The organism is Aeromonas sp. SCS5 (assembly GCF_001887375.1).
Lineage (GTDB): Bacteria > Pseudomonadota > Gammaproteobacteria > Enterobacterales > Aeromonadaceae > Aeromonas > Aeromonas jandaei.
In genome coordinates this window covers 341,971-359,973 of record NZ_LFCS01000001.1, presented here as the reverse complement: position 1 = coordinate 359,973, position 18,003 = coordinate 341,971, and the positions used below count along the sequence as shown (strand labels likewise).

The window sequence follows — 18,003 nt, the reverse complement described above, 5'->3', positions numbered from 1 at the left end:
AGGGGGGGGGGGGGGGGGGCAGGCAGAGTTGGTTGTGGTGCTGGGGCTTTGAGTGTCAGTTCGGGTGTCCACTCGTTGCCAAGCTTGAGCGGAACTATCACCACGCCGGCAGGATCATCTGGCTGGCTGGTCAGGTGCAGCGGGATCTGCCAGCGGGTCAACTGCTGCACCGGGGTGGATACCCGACTCATGGTGACTCTGCCCACGGCGAACTGGCGTAGCAGCGGCGTGATCTCTAGCTCATTGCCCTGACGTACGCCATCCGCCTCGATCACCAGCAACCAGTCTGCCGGGGTGGCACCGGGTAGCAATTCGGCCCGTGGCTGTGCCCAGCTTGGGAGACTCAACATCACAAGCAGTAGCCAGCAGAGCGTGTGCTGCTTCACCATGGCTCTTCTACCTTTATGAGCTCACGGCGCAGCGCCTCTTTGCGCAGCCGCTGTTCCAGCAAAAGCACTGGCGGCGCAGGGGGCAGGGGGACCGCATCGACCGGTGTCTGTTCTGGCTTGCTGGATGCGTTGCTGAGCGTCGCCTCTGCATGGGCTGTCGACTCACCACCTTGCAGTAGCGATAGGTTGTAGAGGGCATCCTCATGGTTTGGTTCAAGGGCCAGTGTGGCCAGATAGGCCTCTTTGGCTGCGGCCAGTTCTCCCAATTGGACCAGCGCATTGCCTAGGTTGTAGTGGGCGGTCGCGCTTGTTTCCTGCTCGTAGGCCGAGACGGCTTGCCGATAATCGCCAGCCCGATACCAGGCGTTGCCGCGCCATACCGGGTTGCTGAATGTGCTGGCTGCCAGCCGGTACTCTCCCCTCAGATAGGCTTGCATCGCCTGCTCGTCTGGTGATGGCGGGAGGGGGGAGGCTTGCGTCGGGGCTGGCGCCAGCAGTGACCAGCCGATGGTTATTGCAATGAGCAGTTGGGTTCCCACTCGGGCAAGCAGCGCTAGGGGCAGTAGCGGCAACAGCAGCCAGGGGCCGAGATCGCGCGGCGCCGGGGCGAGCGCCACCGTAGTGGTCGGCAGCGGGGCAAAACGGGGAGGCTCGCTACCCAGCCACTGCAGTTCGCCACCCAGCTTGCGCGCCAGGGTTGCCATGGCTTCGCTCTGTGGCGCGGCCAGCTGGGCTGGGGTGCGTGTGGCAAAACCCAGTTCATTGGCCGGAATGGGTGGCATGGCCGCTGGTTCTGCACTGCTGGCAAGGAGAATATCGAGTCGTGGGCTATTGCTGTTGTGACAGAAAAGGCTCTCCTGACAGGGCCACTGCGCGGCAATCTCATCCATCTGTTTGTTACTCAGGCCGTCGGTGATGAGCAGCAGACGAGCCTGCTCACCGGGGGCAATCTGTTTCATGGCAAGGGCGATGGCCCGCGCGGGGTTACTGCCTTGCAACGGCATGATGTCGGGGCGCAGATCGGGCAGCAGCAGGGCGATGGCTTGATGATCCCGGGTGGGGGGCATGGCGAGATAGGCGTCGCCAGCGTAGAGAACGAGCGCAATCCGGACGTTGTTGGCAGTGCCAAGCAGTTGCTGAAGTTGCAGCCTGACCCGAGTAGCACGATCGGGTTTTAGGTCGGTGGCCTGCATTGAGCGGGAGAGATCCAGGATCCAGATATCGAGCGGCGCGGCCGGTTGCGCTTGCCACTCACTGCGCAGGGCGGGGCCGCTGAGTGCCAGAATGACCGGCAGCGTCGCCAGCCAGAGCCAAGGACTAGCCGGTTTAGCTTCTGCCAACAGGTAGGCGCGCATGGCCGGAGCCAGCATGGGGGGCTGGCGACGACGCCGCCATCCCTGCCAGAGCCAGGGGATAAGCATCAGTAGCCATAGCGGCCTGAGCAGGATCAGATCCATCGTCTCACTCTCAGCAGCAGGGCACGGGTAAATCGGTTATCTACCCCACCATGGCCTGCGGGCAGCAGTAACAACGCACAGGCCAGCGCCAGCGGCCAGGGATAAAGGTCTGTCACCGGTTGATAGTGGGCGACGGGATGGGCAATGGGTTCCAGCTGGTTGATGGCCTCGTTGATCGCCTCCAGATCGTTCTGGCTGCGGGCGCGAAAATAGCGCCCATTGCCAATTTGGGCCAGCTGCTTGAGCAGGGGCTCATCAAGCTCGCTGCTGGGATCGCTCTGATCTGCGCCAGCGTCATTGAAAGGCTGCACAAAGGTATCGGGGTCGGCTCCGACCCCCAGGGTGTAGATACGTATCCCCTGCGCTGCAGCGAGTTTGGCCTCTTGCTCCGGATCGGCACTGCCTGCGGTATTGCGCCCATCGGTTACCAGCAGCAGCGCCGTCGGACGACCCCGCTCGGCATGCTGGCGTGCCAGCAGGAGCGCTTCACCGAGGGCGGTGGTACGGCCAACCAGATCAAAATCGAGTTCGTCGCTCAATGTCAGCAGTGCCGGGATCTCCTGAGTCAGGGGAGAGAGCAGGTAGGCGTGATCGGCAAAGACGACCAGCGCGATCCGATCGCCGGCGCGCTGGGCGATCAATCTCTTGATTTGCTGGCGAACCGCCGTCAGGCGCGCCAGCTGCTCGCCGCTATCGAGCATATCCGGGGTGCGCATGCTGTCCGAGAGATCGACCGCCAGCAGCAGATCACGGCTCCCCTGATAGCGCACCACCGGCTCTTCCCACCACTGGGGACGGCAGAGCGCCGCAATCAGGGCGCACCAGATAAGCCCGGCTCGCCATAAAGACATACCTGCATGGGCGCGCAGCAGGGGAAAGCCGGGGTGGGCAAGATAACCGTGGCGCAGGGGCGGCAGGCCGAAGCGCACCAGCAATGGTAGTACCAGCGCGAGCGCAAACCAGGGCCAGGCAAGGGTCATCGGTTTCCCCTTGTTCGGCTCTTGCTCGCCTGTCGTGGCTTGTACAGAAAATAGGTACGTCCCCAGCGGTAATAGTTCTGTTTAAGCTGCTCGCTCTGTTCGTGGTCGGGTGACTGATTGCCATAAAGCCAGCTGCTCCAGTGGTGGGCAAACTGGCTGAAGCGGGTATTACCCTGACGATCCAGAAACGCGAGCCACTCCTCTCCCTGCAGCAGGCGAGACTCGGGCCAGCGATGCAGCGCCTCCTGGCGCAGGTGATCCTGGATGCGGTTGACCAGCAGTTGTGGATCGCCCTCCAGCTGCCTGCACCAGCGCCTGTATTGCCGTACTCGCATTGCCAATCTGATGATCAGCACCAGTAGCAAAACGAGGATCAGGAGCCATAGCAGAGCTTGTAAACGGGGATCGAGGAGTTGCTCGCCAACCTCGGGGCCTGGATGAATGTCCCGGATCCTGTCCTTCAGCAGGGCGTTCAGGGGCGCGGTAATGGCCTCTGATGCCGGACTGCTGGTCAGGAGTGGCGCTATCCCTGATGACATAACCCCTCCTGCCACTGTTGTTGCAGCGTCTGGCCGTTATCGAGCAGGTAGAGGCGCTGTACCAGCGGCAGCAGCTGTTGCCTGCCCAGTTGCAGTTGCTGCTCGGCCGCCTGCTGGTAGCGATGGGAAAAACCGCTGTGCTGTCCATCGAGCCAACCCTGATAGGGGGCTGAAGCCCGGTTGATGGCTACCGGCAGCAAACCGCTTGGTGGCAGCACGGCTTCCAGCGGATCACGGATCTGCCAGTAGTGAATATCGTGACGCCGCGAAAGTTGCTGCAGCCGCTGGCAGAGCGCTGATTCACAGGGGCGGTGATCGGTAATGACGGTCAATCTGGCGCCATGGGGGAGTGCCGTTTGTCCGAGAGTATCGGCCAGTGTCTGGGAAAGTGGCTGGCGGGCCAGCCCCTGCCGGTAGTGATGGCAAAGGGATTCGAGCAGCGGCAGCACGTTGCCCCGCTGGCTCTGGCGATGGGGGAAAATCCCATGGCAAATCAGGGTGTTGTGCTGTTTCTCATGTCGCCAGATAAGGGCGGCCGCCAGCTCGCAGCCAAGGCGAGCCTTGAGCTGCATGGTGGAGCCGAAATACATGGCGGGGGAGAGATCGAGCAGCAGCCAGTGCGCCTGATCCTGCTCTTCACGATATAGACGGGTGTAAGGGCGCCCAAGGCGCGCCGTCACCCGCCAGTCGATATGACGAACCTCATCACCCGCCTGATAGGCGCGCAGCTCGCGAAAGGTGAGCCCGGGAGTGCGCCCCGGTTTGCCACGCTCGGTGCTGCTTCTGCCCGCGCGGGGGGACATCTTTGCCTTGGCCCAGTAGCGGATCTTGAGCAGCTGTGGCAGCGACAGGGCGATATCGGGATGGAGGTCCGGCGCTAGGGACATGGCACCTGATCCAGCAGCTGGGCGATCAGGGTGTCGTTATCCAGATTGTCCGCTAGGGCCTGATAGCTTGGGATAAGGCGGTGACGGAGCACCGGATAGGCTTGCAGCTGGATATCTTCCGGCAGCACGAAATCCCGTCCCGCCAGCCAGGCGCGGGCACGGGCTGTACGGGCCAGTGCAAGCGTGGCTCTCGGGCTTGCCCCCACCGCGAGCAGCGGTTCAATGGCAGGGCAGAGGCCGCTACCGGGGCGGGTAGCGCAGACCAGCTCTACCAGATAGTGTTCAAGCCTGCTCTGCATGCTGACCGCCAGCACTTCGCTGCGAGCACCTTGCAAGGCGCTCTGGCTCAGGGTCACTGGCGCTGCGCCAAGCTGTTCGCCACCGGCATTGAGCTGCAAGATGGCGAGCTCCATGGCCGGGCTCGGATAATCGACTATCAGCTTGAGCAAAAAACGGTCGAGCTGTGCTTCCGGCAGGGGATAGGTTCCCTCCTGCTCGATGGGGTTCTGGGTGGCGGCCACCATAAAGAGCGGCGGCAGGCGCCAACTCTTTTTGCCCACGGTAATTTGGTGTTCTGCCATCGCCTCCAGCAGCGCAGATTGCACCTTGGCCGGCGCCCGGTTGATCTCGTCCGCCAGTATCAGATGATTGAACAGGGGGCCGGGCTGGAATACAAAACTGGCATCCTGCGGGTGAAACACCTCGCTGCCGGTCAGATCTGCCGGGAGCAGGTCAGGGGTGAACTGGATGCGAGCAAAACGCCCCTCGACAGCGCCAGCAAGCGCCTTGACGGCACGGGTTTTGGCAAGGCCGGGAGCGCCTTCGATTAATACATGTCCTTCACATAACAGGGCGATCAACAGCCCTTCGATGAGCTCATCCTGACCCAGAATTTGACTGGCAAGATAGTCCCTCAGTTGTTTGAACTCCGCCGCTGCCATGCGATAAACCCGTTGTTTTTATGGAAGTTGATCTTTTTATACTCCACTTGAGCCACAAGGGCGAGTGAAGGGCGCCAGCCTTGCTGAATTTAGTTTCAATCAGCTGTATGAAACTTGTGATTGGATTGTTAAGATGTGGCGCAGTGAGGTCAGACCTCTCCCTTATAAACCCAAGGAGCCAGGATGAAACAGCCATTGAAACTGACGACTCGCCAGGGCGAACGGATTGCCGTCGTGGCGGGGCTGCGCACCCCATTCGCCAAGCAGGCGACCGCCTATCATGGCGTCCCTGCGGTGGATCTCGGCAAGCTGGTGGTGAGCGAGATGCTCGCCCGCACCGATCTCGACCCCAAGCTTATTGACCAGCTGGTGTTTGGCCAGGTGGTTCAGATGCCGGAAGCCCCCAACATTGCCCGTGAAATCGTGCTCGGCACCGGCATGAGCGTCAACACCGATGCCTATAGCGTCTCTCGTGCCTGCGCCACCAGTTTTCAGGCGGTGGCCAACGTCACCGAATCCATCATGGCCGGTACGGTAGATATCGCTATTGCCGGTGGTGCTGACTCCTCTTCCGTGCTGCCTATCGGAGTGAGTAAGAAGCTGGCTCGCGCTCTGGTGGATCTCAACAAGGCACGCAATCTGCAGCAGCGTTTCAATATTCTGCGTCAGCTGCGGGTCAAGGATCTGCTGCCGGTGCCGCCTGCGGTGGCGGAATATTCCACCGGCCTCTCCATGGGGCAGACCGCCGAGCAGATGGCCAAGAGCCACCAGATCAGCCGCGAAGCGCAAGATGCGCTGGCGCACCGCTCCCATACCCTGGCTGCGCAAGCATGGGCCGAGGGCAAGCTCAGCGGCGAGGTGTTTACCACCCATGTACCGCCCTACAAGTCGCCGCTCGAGCGGGACAACAATATCCGTGAAAGCTCCGATCTGGCGAGCTACGCCAAGCTCAAGCCGGTCTTTGATCGGATTCATGGCACAGTGACTGCCGCCAATGCCACCCCGCTTACCGACGGCGCCGCTGCCGTGCTGCTGATGCGGGAAGGGCGAGCCAAAGAGCTGGGTCTCGAGCCGCTTGGCTATATCCGCAGCTTCGCTTTTTCGGCCATCGATGTGTGGCAGGACATGCTGATGGGCCCCTCCTATGCCACGCCGCTGGCGCTGGACAGAGCCGGCATCACGCTCAGCGATCTCACCTTGATCGACATGCACGAAGCCTTTGCCGCCCAGACCTTGGCCAACCTCAAGATGTTTGCAAGCCACGAGTTTGCCCGTGACAAGCTGGGCCGCGATCAGGCCATCGGCGAGGTGGACATGGAGAAGTTCAACGTCCTCGGTGGTTCGCTGGCCTATGGCCACCCCTTTGCCGCGACCGGTGCGCGGATGATCACCCAGACCCTGCATGAGCTGCGTCGTCGTGGTGGGGGATTGGGACTCAACACCGCCTGTGCGGCGGGTGGATTGGGCGTGGCTATGGTGTTGGAGGTTGAATAATGAGCGCTAAGACTTTTTCCCTGGATGTTCGCCATGATGGCATTGGCATTCTCACCATGGATGTGCCGGGCGAGAGCATGAATACCCTGAAAGCCGCCTTTGTGGAGGAGATCCGCACCGTGCTGGCCGAGGTGAAACGCAACAAGGATTTGATCGGTCTGGTGATCACCTCCGGCAAGAAGGATTCCTTCATCGCCGGAGCCGACATCACCATGCTGGCCGCCTGCGCCAGTGCCAAGGATGCCGAGACCCTGTCGCGGGAAGGGCAGGTTATCTTTGCCGAGATCGAGTCATTGACCATCCCGGTGATCGCCGCTATTCACGGCCCTTGCCTCGGCGGCGGGTTGGAGCTGGCGCTGGCCTGTCATGGCAGAGTTGTGACCGATCACGGCAAAACCGTGCTGGGTCTGCCCGAGGTACAACTTGGTCTGCTGCCAGGATCCGGTGGTACCCAGCGCCTGCCGCGCCTTATCGGGGTGGCCAAGGCGCTTGATCTGATGCTGACCGGCAAGCAGGTGCGCGCCAAGCAGGCCAAAAAGTTGGGGCTGGTGGACGATGTGGTACCGCCTTCGATCCTGCTGGATGCCGCCATCAAGTTGGCCAAGAAGGGCAAGCCCCGCCACGAGTTGAAGCGGGATCTGCAGGGCAAGCTGCTGGAGACCAACAAGCTTGGCCGCAAGGTGCTGTTCGATCAGGCACGCAAAGGGGTGATGAGCAAGACGCGTGGTAACTACCCCGCGCCGGAGCGGATCCTGGACGTGGTGCGCATCGGTGTGGAGGAGGGGATGCAGGCTGGCCTCGCCGCCGAGTCCCGCCACTTCGGCGAGCTGGTTATGACGGTCGAGTCTGCTGCCCTGCGTTCTATCTTCTTTGCCACCACGGAAATGAAGAAAGAGGTCACCTATCAGGGGGCCGAGCCGCGCAAGGTGGGTCACGCGGCCGTGCTGGGTGGTGGTCTGATGGGGGGCGGCATCGCATTCGTCACCGCCACCAAGGCGGGCGTACCGGTGCGGATCAAGGATGTGGCAAGCGCCGGGATCGGCAATGCCATGCGCTACAGCTACGACATTCTGGCCAAGAAACTCAAGCGCCGTCATATCCTGCGCAGTGAGCTTGAGAAGCAGATGAGCTTGCTGACCGGTACTCTGGACTACTCCGGTTTCCACCGGGTCGACATGGTGGTGGAGGCGGTGTTTGAAGATCTCAATCTCAAACACCAGATGGTGAAGGATGTGGAGCGTGAGTGTGGTGAACACACAGTGTTTGCCTCCAATACATCGTCACTGCCCATCAACCAGATAGCTTCAGTGGCGAGCCACCCCGAGCGGGTTATCGGGTTGCACTACTTCAGTCCGGTCGACAAGATGCCGCTGGCTGAGATCATCCCCCACGCCGGCACCAGTGCCGAGACGGTCGCCACCACTCTGGCCTTTGCCCGCGCACAGGGCAAAACGCCTATCGTGGTGAAGGACGAAGCCGGTTTCTACGTCAACCGCATCCTCGCTCCCTACATGAACGAAGCAGCACGTCTGGTGCTGGAAGGGGAGCCGGTAGAGGTGCTGGATAGCGCGTTGCTCGACTTCGGTTTCCCGGTTGGTCCCATCACATTGCTCGACGAAGTGGGCATCGATGTGGGGGCCAAGATCTCCCCCATCCTCGAAAAAGAGCTGGGTGGCGAGCAGTTCCAGGCACCCAAGGCGTTCGACAAGCTGCTGCAAAACGATCGCAAGGGGCGCAAGAACGGCAAGGGCTTCTACCTCTATGGCAAGGCAGCCAAAGGTAAGAAGAAGGTGGATGAGAGCGTCTACAATGTGCTGGGGATCAAGCCGGTGGCCAAACTTGCCAAACAGGAGATTGCCGAGCGTTGTGTGCTGCTGATGCTCAATGAAGCGGCCATGACCCTTGACAGTGGCGTGGTGGCATCGGCCCGTGACGGCGATATCGGTGCCATCTTCGGTATCGGTTTCCCGCCCTTCCTCGGTGGCCCGTTCCGCTATATGGACAAGCTCGGTATTGACCATCTGGTTGGCCGTCTGGAGTATTACCAGAAGCGCCATGGTGATCGGTTCGCTCCCTGTGCCCGTCTCAAGGCGATGGCCGCGGAGCTGCAAACCTTCTACTGATAACCGCTGCAGATTGATCGCAAGCCAAAGAGGCCCGCACACCATGCGGGCCTCTTTCTATGTTGTGGTTTGTACGGGTTATTCAGGTGGTGCTGCGATGATGCAGGCAGAGGCGAAGGCCGAAAAAATGGCCCACCGAAGTGGGCCATTTGCGAGGTTGCATGGTTCAGATACCCGGCTTACGCTCCGGGCAGCGGCCGATGATATCTGCAGGCAGATCACCGTTATCCTGCTCCAGCACCACGTCGAATCCCCACAGCTGATGCAGGTGTTTGAGCACCTCATGGCGTGAGTCGCCAAGGGGTATGCGGTTGTGGGGGACATAGCGCAGGGTAAGGGAACGATCCCCTTTTACTGCCACATTGTAGACCTGAATATTGGGCTCCAGATTGCTCAGGTTGTACTGGGCTGACAGGGTATTGCGCACCTGACGATAGCCTTCGTCATTGTGAATGGCGGAGACCTTCAGATAGTTCTTCAGATCGTCGTCATCAATGGCGAACAGCTTCATGTCGCGCATCACCTTGGGACTCAGGAACTGGCTGATAAAGCTCTCGTCCTTGAAGTTCTGCATGGCAAAATGCAGTGTATCCACCCAGTTGCTGCCGGCATAGTCGGGGAACCAGTATCTGTCCTCCTCAGTCGGGTTCTCGCAGATGCGGCGCAGGTCGGTAAACATGGCAAACCCCAGCGCATAGGGGTTGATCCCCGAGTAGTAACGACTGTTGTAAGCCGGTTGATAGACCACATTGGTGTGGCTGTGCAGCACCTCCATCATGAAGCGATCGCTCAGCTTGCCCTCGTCATAGAGGTGATTGAGGATGGTGTAGTGCCAGAAGGTGGCCCACCCCTCGTTCATCACTTGGGTCTGCTTTTGCGGATAGAAATACTGACTGATCTTGCGCACGATGCGCACTATCTCGCGCTGCCAGGGCTCCAGCAAGGGGGCATTCTTCTCGATGAAATAGAGAATGTTCTCCTGAGGTTCGGCAGGGTAGCGTCTATCTTCCACCCCAGCAGCTTTATGCTGCTTGGGCAGGGTACGCCACAGCTCGTTGACCTGAGTCTGCAGATAGTCTTCCCGCGCCTTCTGACGCCGTTTCTCCTCGGCCATCGAGATCTTCTGGGGACGCTTGTAGCGATCGACCCCGAAGTTCATCAGGGCATGGCAGGAGTCGAGCAACTGCTCCACCGCTTCTATACCGTGCTTCTCTTCACACTGGGTGATGTAGTTCTTGGCGAACAGCAGGTAGTCGATGATGGAGGAGGCATCGGTCCAGGCCTTGAACAGGTAGTTGTTCTTGAAGAAGGAGTTGTGACCGTAGCAGGCGTGGGCCATCACCAGTGCCTGCATCGGCATGGTGTTCTCCTCCATCAGGTAGGCGATGCAGGGATCCGAGTTGATGACGATCTCGTAGGCCAGTCCCATTTGGCCGCGTTTGTAGTTGCGCTCGGTATGGATAAAGCGCTTGCCGAACGACCAGTGCTGATAGCCGATGGGCATGCCGACGCTGGAGTAGGCATCCATCATCTGCTCGGCGGTGATCACCTCGATCTGGTTGGGGTAGGTATCCAGCTTGTAGAAACGGGCGACCCGGGCGATCTCCTGGTGATAGGTCTCCAGCAGATCGAAGTTCCAGTCAGGCCCATCATCCAGTGGCGCTACACGTTTTTCAGTTTCGATCATGTGACCTCCTCACGCCGCTTGCTTCTTGAACAGCTCCCGGAATACCGGATAGATATCCTCAACCTTGCGAATATGCTCCATCGCAAAGTGGGGGAACTGGCTGGCCACTGATTCATACTCGTGCCACAGGGTCTGGTGGGCACGGGTGGTGATTTCGATGTAGGAGTAGTAGCGCACCCTTGGCATGATGTCCCGCGCCAGAATTTCCCGGCATTGCGGTGAATCATCTGCCCAGTTGTCACCATCCGACGCCTGCGCCGCATAGATATTCCACTGGTTGGCCGGGTAACGCTCGTTGATGATGTCATTCATCATCTTGAGCGCACTGGAGACGATGGTACCGCCAGTCTCCTGGGAGTAGAAGAACTCGTGCTCGTCCACCTCCTTGGCCTGGGTGTGGTGGCGGATATAGACCACCTCTACGTTCTTGTAGGTCCGGCTCAGGAACAGATAGAGCAGGATATAGAAACGCTTGGCCATCTCCTTGGTGGCCTGATCCATGGAGCCCGAGACGTCCATCAGACAGAACATCACCGCCTGACTGGAAGGGATGGGCCGTTTGACGAAGTTGTTGAACTTGAGATCAAAGGTGTCGATAAATGGCACCGCATCGATACGCCGTTTCAGCTCGCGGATCTCCTTCTCGAGCTGGGCAATTTCGGCAAAGTGTTCGTTGGGATCGGCGGCCAGCAGAGCCAGTCGCTCTTCCAGTTCATGCAACTGGCGCTTTTTGCCAGCTTGCAACGCCATACGCCGTGCCAGCGAGTTTTGCAGGGAACGCACCACGTTGATATTGGCGGGCACCCCGTTGGAGGTGTAGCCCGCCCGATAGGTTTTGACTTCCATCAGCTGATTGAGCTGGGTTTTCTGCAGCCTGGGCAGCTCCAGATCTTCAAACAGCAGATCGAGATACTCATCCTTGGAGATTTGGAACACGAAATCATCGGCTCCTTCCCCCTGATTGGATGCCTGCCCCTCGCCAGAACCCTGTCCGCCGCCCCCTCCTTTGGGGCGGTCAATCTTGTCGCCGGAGACGAATTGATCATTGCCGGGATGCACCATCTCCCGTTTACCGCCTTGCCCCTGATGAAAATGGGGCTCGCCGATGTCCTTGGTCGGGATGCTGATGCTCTCGCCCTTGTCTACGTCCTGAATGCTGCGCTTGGAGACAGCATCAGAGACCGCTTGTTTTATCTGCTTCTTGTAACGGCGGATGAAGCGCTGCCGATTGACAGCGCTTTTGTTTTTGCCGTTGAGCCTGCGGTCGATAAAATGCGCCATAACTCCCCCTTGAACAGTCAGGGTCAGGATGACTTGCGTACCCTGAGATACCATTCGGAGAGCAGTCGCACCTGTTTGCGGGTGTAGCCTTTCTCCATCATCCGTTCGACAAAGTTATCGTGCTTCTTCTGCTCCTCGGCCGAGGTTTTGCTGTTGAAGGAGATAACCGGCAGCAGCTCTTCCGTGTTGGAGAACATCTTCTTCTCGATCACGGTGCGCAGCTTCTCGTAACTGGTCCAGTTGGGGTTACGGCCTGCATTGTTAGCCCGGGCACGCAGCACGAAGTTGACGATTTCGTTACGGAAATCTTTCGGGTTGCTGATCCCGGCGGGTTTTTCAATCTTCTCCAGCTCGCTGTTGAGGGACGCTCTGTCAAACAGTTGGCCGGTTTCGGGGTCACGGTACTCCTGATCCTGGATCCAGAAGTCGGCGTAGGTGACGTAGCGATCGAAGATGTTTTGGCCGTACTCGGAGTAGGACTCGAGATAAGCGGTCTGAATCTCCTTGCCGATGAACTCCACATAGCGCGGGGTCAGATAACCCTTGATGAACTCAAGGTAGCGATCGTGCAGCTCTTGCGGGAACTGCTCGCGCTCGATCTGCTGCTCCAGCACATAGAAGAGGTGCACCGGGTTGGCGGCCACTTCCGCGTGGTCGAAGTTGAAGACGCGTGAGAGGATCTTGAACGCAAAGCGGGTAGAGAGACCATTCATCCCCTCGTCCACACCGGCGTAGTCGCGATACTCCTGATAGCTCTTCGCCTTTGGATCGGTGTCTTTGAGGCTTTCGCCATCATAGACCCGCATCTTGGAGTAGATGCTGGAGTTTTCGGGTTCTTTCAGCCGTGACAGCACCGAGAACTGGCCCAGCAACTCGAGGGTACCCGGGGCGCACTTGGCCTCGGTCAGCTCGCTGTTGACCAGCAGCTTCTCGTAGATCTTCACTTCTTCGGAGACGCGCAGGCAGTAAGGCACCTTGACGATGTAGACCCGGTCGAGGAAGGCCTCGTTGTTCTTGTTGTTGCGGAACTGCTGCCACTCGGATTCGTTGGAGTGAGCCAGCAAGATGCCGTCAAAGGGGAGGGCTGAGAGCCCTTCTGTACCGTTGTAGTTCCCCTCCTGAGTTGCAGTAAGCAGCGGGTGCAGCACCTTGATGGGCGCTTTGAACATCTCCACAAACTCCATCACACCCTGGTTTGCTTTACACAGTGCACCGGAGTAGGAGTAGGCATCGGCGTCATCCTGGGCGAAGTGCTCCAGCATGCGGATATCGACCTTGCCGACCAGTGAGGAGATGTCCTGGTTGTTGTCATCACCGGGTTCAGTCTTGGCGATGGCGATTTGATCGAGGATGGAAGGGTTGACCTTCTCCACCTTGAACTTGGTGATGTCGCCACCAAACTCGTGCAGACGTTTGGCAACCCAGGGGGACATGATGGGGCGCAGATAACGGCGCGGAATGCCGTACTCTTTTTCCAGGATTTCGCCATCCTCTTCGATGTCAAACAGACAGAAGGGGTGATCGTTGACCGGTGAGCCCTTGATGCGATAGATAGGCACCTTCTGCATCAGGGATTTGAGTTTTTCTGCCAGCGAGGATTTACCGCCGCCAACAGGGCCCAACAGATAGAGGATCTGTTTCTTCTCCTCCAGCCCCTGGGCGGAGTGTTTGAGGTAGGAGACAATCTGCTCGATCGCCTCTTCCATACCGTAGAAATCTTTGAATGCCGGATAGCGTGCCACGACGCGGTTGGAGAAAAGCCGGCTCAGTCTGGGGTTGGCAGAGGTGTCTACCATCTCAGGTTCACCGATGGCGGTCAGCAGACGTTCGGCCGCAGAGGCGTAGCAGGCTTTGTCCTGCTTGCACATATCCAGAAACTCCTGGATGGTGTACTCCTCTTCCCTTGCCTTTTCGTATCGCTGTTGGTAGTGCTCGAAGATGCCCATAACTTTGCCCTCGTTATAGTCGCTTGCCCTGAAAAAGTTGGATGACTGCTTTTGTGTTGTTTGCAATGTTAAGCCTAGTCAACAGCCCCCAGTAATCCATCAAGGTCGATTGGTTAAATGCGGAGGAAACCTGCCCGATCCTTGTGCGGGAGGGTCAGTCAACAACACACCTATGTTACTGACTGTTAAATTATTTTTGCCACGATAGTGAGGTAAATGTCAAAGACATAAAAAATAAATGTTTATTGGAAAGTGGAAACTACCGGTGTTGCCTGAAAGGTGAACAGTAAAAGATGAGGCAGAGGTTGGTTTGCGCAGATATGGATAAAAATATCATTACGTTCACGTCAACGTAAATTCAATGGATTAGATTTTTAACTCTAATTTTTACATTGACGCTACATTCTTGCTGCCCTAGATTGGCCATGTGTGAGCAGCGAGACGCTTTAGCAAGAGAGTGTATCGTGATCTCACCAAGCTCTGTTTAAGCACGTTTCCGTTGGCTTGACCCTCGCAATAGCGAGGGTCTTCTTTTTTCAGCGTGTGTGAGCCGTTGCGGGATGTAAGAGGTGTACGAATGGTCAGGTGTAGGCTTGCTCGACCGCCAGCAGCACGTCAGCAAATGGATGTTGTGCCAGCTGGCCGAAGCCGGCCAACGATCTTGCCTTGATTTTGCTGGTGAGCGGCATGGCGATGCCGCACAGAAAGCGGGTGAGCATGCGTGCGTCCTGTGAGCCAGCCTTGGCGATGAGTGGCTCGCACCAGGCGCGGATCCCTGCATCATTTGGCATAGTCTGCAGGGGCAGGGGAGGCAGTACAGCAACCTGGCCACGACAAACCGAGCAGTGACCACAATAGGTCGGAGCTGCTTCATCTGCGAAATAGCGGGCGAGGCGGTGGCTCAGGCACTCATCCGAGGTGAAAAAGTCGAGCATGGCTTGCAGTCTGGCCAGCTCGCTCTGCTCTTTTTGCAGGAATAGAGCGTGCAGTGCGCTGGCCTGCGCAGCGGGTTCCCAGTCATGGCGGTTTATCCGGTAGACCTCGGTCATCTGCTTGCTCTCAAGCTCGATCCAGCCTTGTTGCTGCAGGTAGTCGAGGGCTGCGACCGCGCGTTGCCGCTCTCCTTGGTAACTCTGCCAGAGGGCATCGAAATCCATGGTGCACCAGCTGCGTGCCAGTGGCGCGCAGGCGAACAGCTGCTCCAGAAACTGACGTCGTTCCGGGTTGAAGCGGGCAAGAATGTCGCGCTTCTCCAGCACGAATTTGAAACGGTAGTCAGCGTAGTAGCTGTAGGCCGGGGTGATGATGCCCGCCATCTCCAGATAGACCAGCAGGGTTTTAAGCGGCAATTGGCGGATATTGGTATCGTTCGAGAGGCGCAGCAGGGTGAACTCCCACTCGGGTCCGCTTTGGCGGATCTGGCCGAGGAGTTGAACAATGGCGTTCAGATCGGGCGTATCGCCATAGACAAAGTTCTCCAGCACCGGCAGCTGACTCTGGTTGGCCAGCACGATGCAGCGTGATGGTTGGCCATCGCGCCCGGCGCGGCCAATCTCCTGGCTGTAGTTCTCGATGGACTTGGGCAGGTCATAGTGGATCACCTGGCGGATATCTGCTTTGTCTATCCCCATGCCAAATGCGATGGTGGCGACGATGCAATCCACCTTGCCGCTCATGAAGTCGAGCTGGATCTGGCTGCGCAGCGCCGCATCGAGACCGGCATGGTAGGCACGGGCGTTGATCCTCCGTCTGACCAGCACCTCGGCGCACTCCTCTGCCGTATGTTGCAGGGTGACATAAACGATGGTCGGCGCCCCTTGAGATTGCGCCAGCGTCTGACAGAGCCATTCGCTGCGAGCCTCCGGCAGCATCGGGATGACGGACAAGTCGAGGTTGGGCCGGTAGAAGCCGGTGACGACCACCCCTTGCGGCTCAATGGTGAACTTGGCTTGCATGTCGCCAATAACGGCTGGAGTCGCGGTGGCTGTCAGCAGCAACACCTGCGGGATCTGCAACTCTTGGCGGTAGTCCGGTAGTTTGAGGTAGTCGGGGCGAAAGTTGTGGCCCCACTCCGAGATACAGTGCGCCTCATCGACGACCAGCAGCGAGAGTGGCACCTGCTGGATGAAGCGACGAAAGCGCTCGTTCTTGAGCCGTTCCACCGAGATCATCAGGATCTTGAGCTGGCCAGCCAGCGCCTGTTGCATCACCTGTCGGCTCTCTTCCGGACTCTGGCTCGAGTCGAGAGTGGCTGCGCTGATCCCCTTGCTTTTAAGGAAGGCGAGCTGATCGTGCATCAACGCAATCAGGGGCGAGATCACCAGCGTCAGGTGGGGCAGGGCAAGGGCGGGCAACTGATAGCAGAGGGATTTGCCAGAGCCGGTGGGGAAGATGGCAATGGCACTCTGGCCAGCCACGATCCGGTTGATGACCGCCTCCTGGCCAGGCCGGAGACTGGAGAAACCGAAGTGTCGGGTCAGAAGGGAGGGGATCATGGCAAGGCTCCGCAGCAAATGGCGGATGATACCACAGTTGGCTATCTGCCCATGTGTTGATAAAACGAACAAAAATGAATGGTTACTCTGTTGTTGTGTTTTTGTTGCGGTTATTTGTGCCGGATACTGGATATTTTTTGGTAGGTCTCTGGAAAAAAGCGGTGGTGAATGGGATATTCCGTCATGCAATCCGGTGACCGGCGGATCGGCCCGACAGAAGGCTGGCCGCAGGCAACCCGTCAGAACGGAATCATGCTGATGGGAGGGTTGCAGACAGGACTCATGAATCGAGCACTACGGTGCCTAGGGACTTTTTTGATGACACAACAACACCCCCTCCTTCGGCTGGTCAATAGCACCAGTCTGGTCAGCCAGATCCTGGTTGGTCTGGTTTTCGGTATCTTGCTGGCGATGTTTGCCCCCGAGTGGGCCAAAACGGCAGGTCTGCTTGGCAGTCTGTTTGTGGGCGCACTGAAAGCGGTGGCTCCGCTGCTGGTATTTGTACTGGTTATGGCTGCCATCATTGGTCACAAGCAGGGTCAGAAGACCAACATGCGACCCATTTTGCTGCTCTATCTGTTTGGCACCTTCTCTGCGGCCGTGGTCGCGGTGATTGCCAGCTTCCTCTTCCCCTCCGATCTGCATCTGGTAGCCAATACGGCCGAGATCACGCCACCGGGCGGCATCACCGAAGTGTTGCAGACCCTGCTGTTCAACGTGGTAACCAACCCGGTGAAGGCGCTGATGGATGCCAACTATATTGGTATTCTGGCGTGGGCCATTGGTCTGGGCATCGCCATGCGCCACGCCAACGAGAGCACCAAGGCGCTGATCACCGATTTGTCCCACGGCGTCTCGGCCATCGTGAAAGCGGTGATCCGCTGTGCGCCGCTCGGGATCCTGGGTCTGGTCGCTTCCACCCTCGCGGAAACCGGCTTTGACGCTCTGTTTGGTTATGCCCAGCTGCTGATGGTGCTGATCGGTTCCATGCTCTTTATCGCCTTCGTGGTCAACCCGCTGATCGTGTTCTGGAAGCTCAAGCGCAACCCCTATCCGCTGGTGCTGACTTGCCTGAAAGAGAGTGGTGTAACCGCCTTCTTTACCCGCAGCTCTGCGGCCAATATCCCGGTCAACATGGCGCTGTGTGAAAAGCTGCGTCTGCCGGAGGATACCTATGCGGTCTCCATTCCGCTGGGCGCCACCATCAACATGGCGGGTGCAGCCATCACCATTACAGTGCTCTCCATGGCGGCGGTGCATACCCTGGGGATGGAAGTTGATCTGGCAACGGCTGTGCTGCTCTCCGTGGTCGCCACCATCAGTGCCTGTGGCGCGTCCGGTGTAGCCGGTGGCTCCCTGCTGCTGATCCCGCTGGCATGCAGCCTGTTTGGTATCGGCAACGATATCGCCATGCAAGTGGTAGCCGTCGGCTTTATCATCGGCGTACTGCAGGATTCTGCCGAGACTGCACTTAACAGCTCCACCGACGTGCTCTTCACCGCAGCGGCCTGCATGGCCGAAGATGAAACCCTGCTGGAACCTGCCGCGCTGCCCAGCAGCGAGGCCTGATTGCTGCTTCGCTGGTTAATGCGGCTTTTTGGCGCCCTCTTAGGAGGGCGCTTTTTATTGCCTCGATTTTGCCTGGTTTCGTGGGTATTGCCCAACTATGCGGGGGCTTGGCAAATAGATAGGCAGACAGTCAGAAGGCTGTTGCGTAGTGACGGGTGGGGATGTGTTTACCCCACAGGGCGAGATAAAAACGGGTTCTCATGATATGAGAGGAG

At 58.7% G+C, this 18,003-nt stretch carries 12 protein-coding genes and 1 pseudogene; 3 read left to right on the top strand and 10 right to left on the bottom strand.

The features are described 5' to 3' along the window. From BS300_RS01645 to BS300_RS01620, 6 genes and pseudogenes are all read right to left on the bottom strand, one after another. Positions 1 to 350: pseudogene (locus BS300_RS01645) on the bottom strand (hypothetical protein); the annotation flags it as partial. Positions 351 to 382: 32 nt separating this feature from the next. Next, complete coding sequence (locus tag BS300_RS01640; protein ID WP_071910315.1) at positions 383 to 1,846, bottom strand: VWA domain-containing protein; 1,464 nt, start codon at positions 1,844 to 1,846, stop codon at positions 383 to 385. Beyond that, positions 1,837 to 2,826, bottom strand: a complete 990-nt coding sequence (locus BS300_RS01635; protein WP_071910313.1) for a VWA domain-containing protein — start codon at positions 2,824 to 2,826, stop codon at positions 1,837 to 1,839. The genes BS300_RS01640 and BS300_RS01635 overlap by 10 nt, the downstream gene beginning before the upstream one ends. Then, positions 2,823 to 3,365: a DUF4381 domain-containing protein gene (locus BS300_RS01630; protein WP_071910311.1), complete on the bottom strand. Its 543-nt coding sequence runs from the start codon at positions 3,363 to 3,365 to the stop codon at positions 2,823 to 2,825. Before BS300_RS01630 ends, BS300_RS01635 begins: the two co-directional genes overlap by 4 nt. Then, a complete protein-coding gene (locus BS300_RS01625; RefSeq protein WP_071910309.1) occupies positions 3,350 to 4,252 on the bottom strand; it encodes a DUF58 domain-containing protein in 903 nt (300 codons plus the stop codon). The genes BS300_RS01630 and BS300_RS01625 overlap by 16 nt, the downstream gene beginning before the upstream one ends. Then, positions 4,243 to 5,193: an AAA family ATPase gene (locus tag BS300_RS01620; protein WP_071910307.1), complete on the bottom strand. Its 951-nt coding sequence runs from the start codon at positions 5,191 to 5,193 to the stop codon at positions 4,243 to 4,245. Before BS300_RS01620 ends, BS300_RS01625 begins: the two co-directional genes overlap by 10 nt. Before the next feature lie 183 nt (positions 5,194 to 5,376). Between BS300_RS01620 and fadI the strand changes: the two genes are divergently transcribed. After that, entirely contained in the window at positions 5,377 to 6,687 is a 1,311-nt protein-coding gene (gene fadI / locus BS300_RS01615) for an acetyl-CoA C-acyltransferase FadI (RefSeq protein ID WP_071910305.1), read from the top strand. After that, the gene (fadJ, locus tag BS300_RS01610) at positions 6,687 to 8,810 is read left to right on the top strand and encodes a fatty acid oxidation complex subunit alpha FadJ (RefSeq protein WP_071910303.1); all 2,124 of its coding nucleotides are present in this window, start codon (positions 6,687 to 6,689) and stop codon (positions 8,808 to 8,810) included. Before fadI ends, fadJ begins: the two co-directional genes overlap by 1 nt. 166 nt (positions 8,811 to 8,976) lie before the next feature. On the opposite strand, the gene BS300_RS01605 is transcribed toward fadJ, so the two are convergent. The 4 genes from BS300_RS01605 to BS300_RS01590 all read right to left on the bottom strand — a co-directional run bounded on the left by BS300_RS01605 (position 8,977) and on the right by BS300_RS01590 (position 16,219). Next, positions 8,977 to 10,497, bottom strand: coding sequence for a SpoVR family protein (locus BS300_RS01605; RefSeq protein ID WP_041207641.1), 1,521 nt, complete (start codon positions 10,495 to 10,497; stop codon positions 8,977 to 8,979). A gap of 9 nt (positions 10,498 to 10,506) precedes the next feature. After that, the gene (locus tag BS300_RS01600) at positions 10,507 to 11,778 is read right to left on the bottom strand and encodes a YeaH/YhbH family protein (RefSeq protein ID WP_071910301.1); all 1,272 of its coding nucleotides are present in this window, start codon (positions 11,776 to 11,778) and stop codon (positions 10,507 to 10,509) included. Between the two features lie 23 nt (positions 11,779 to 11,801). Beyond that, positions 11,802 to 13,724 (bottom strand): PrkA family serine protein kinase, encoded by a 1,923-nt coding sequence (locus tag BS300_RS01595; RefSeq protein ID WP_033113275.1) that lies wholly within the window; start codon positions 13,722 to 13,724, stop codon positions 11,802 to 11,804. Positions 13,725 to 14,305: 581 nt separating this feature from the next. Then, complete coding sequence (locus BS300_RS01590) at positions 14,306 to 16,219, bottom strand: RecQ family ATP-dependent DNA helicase (protein ID WP_071910299.1); 1,914 nt, start codon at positions 16,217 to 16,219, stop codon at positions 14,306 to 14,308. Positions 16,220 to 16,537: 318 nt separating this feature from the next. On the opposite strand from BS300_RS01590, the gene sstT reads away from it, so the two are divergent. Beyond that, positions 16,538 to 17,788: a serine/threonine transporter SstT gene (gene sstT / locus BS300_RS01585; protein ID WP_071910297.1), complete on the top strand. Its 1,251-nt coding sequence runs from the start codon at positions 16,538 to 16,540 to the stop codon at positions 17,786 to 17,788. The last annotated feature ends 215 nt before the right edge of the window (positions 17,789 to 18,003 follow it).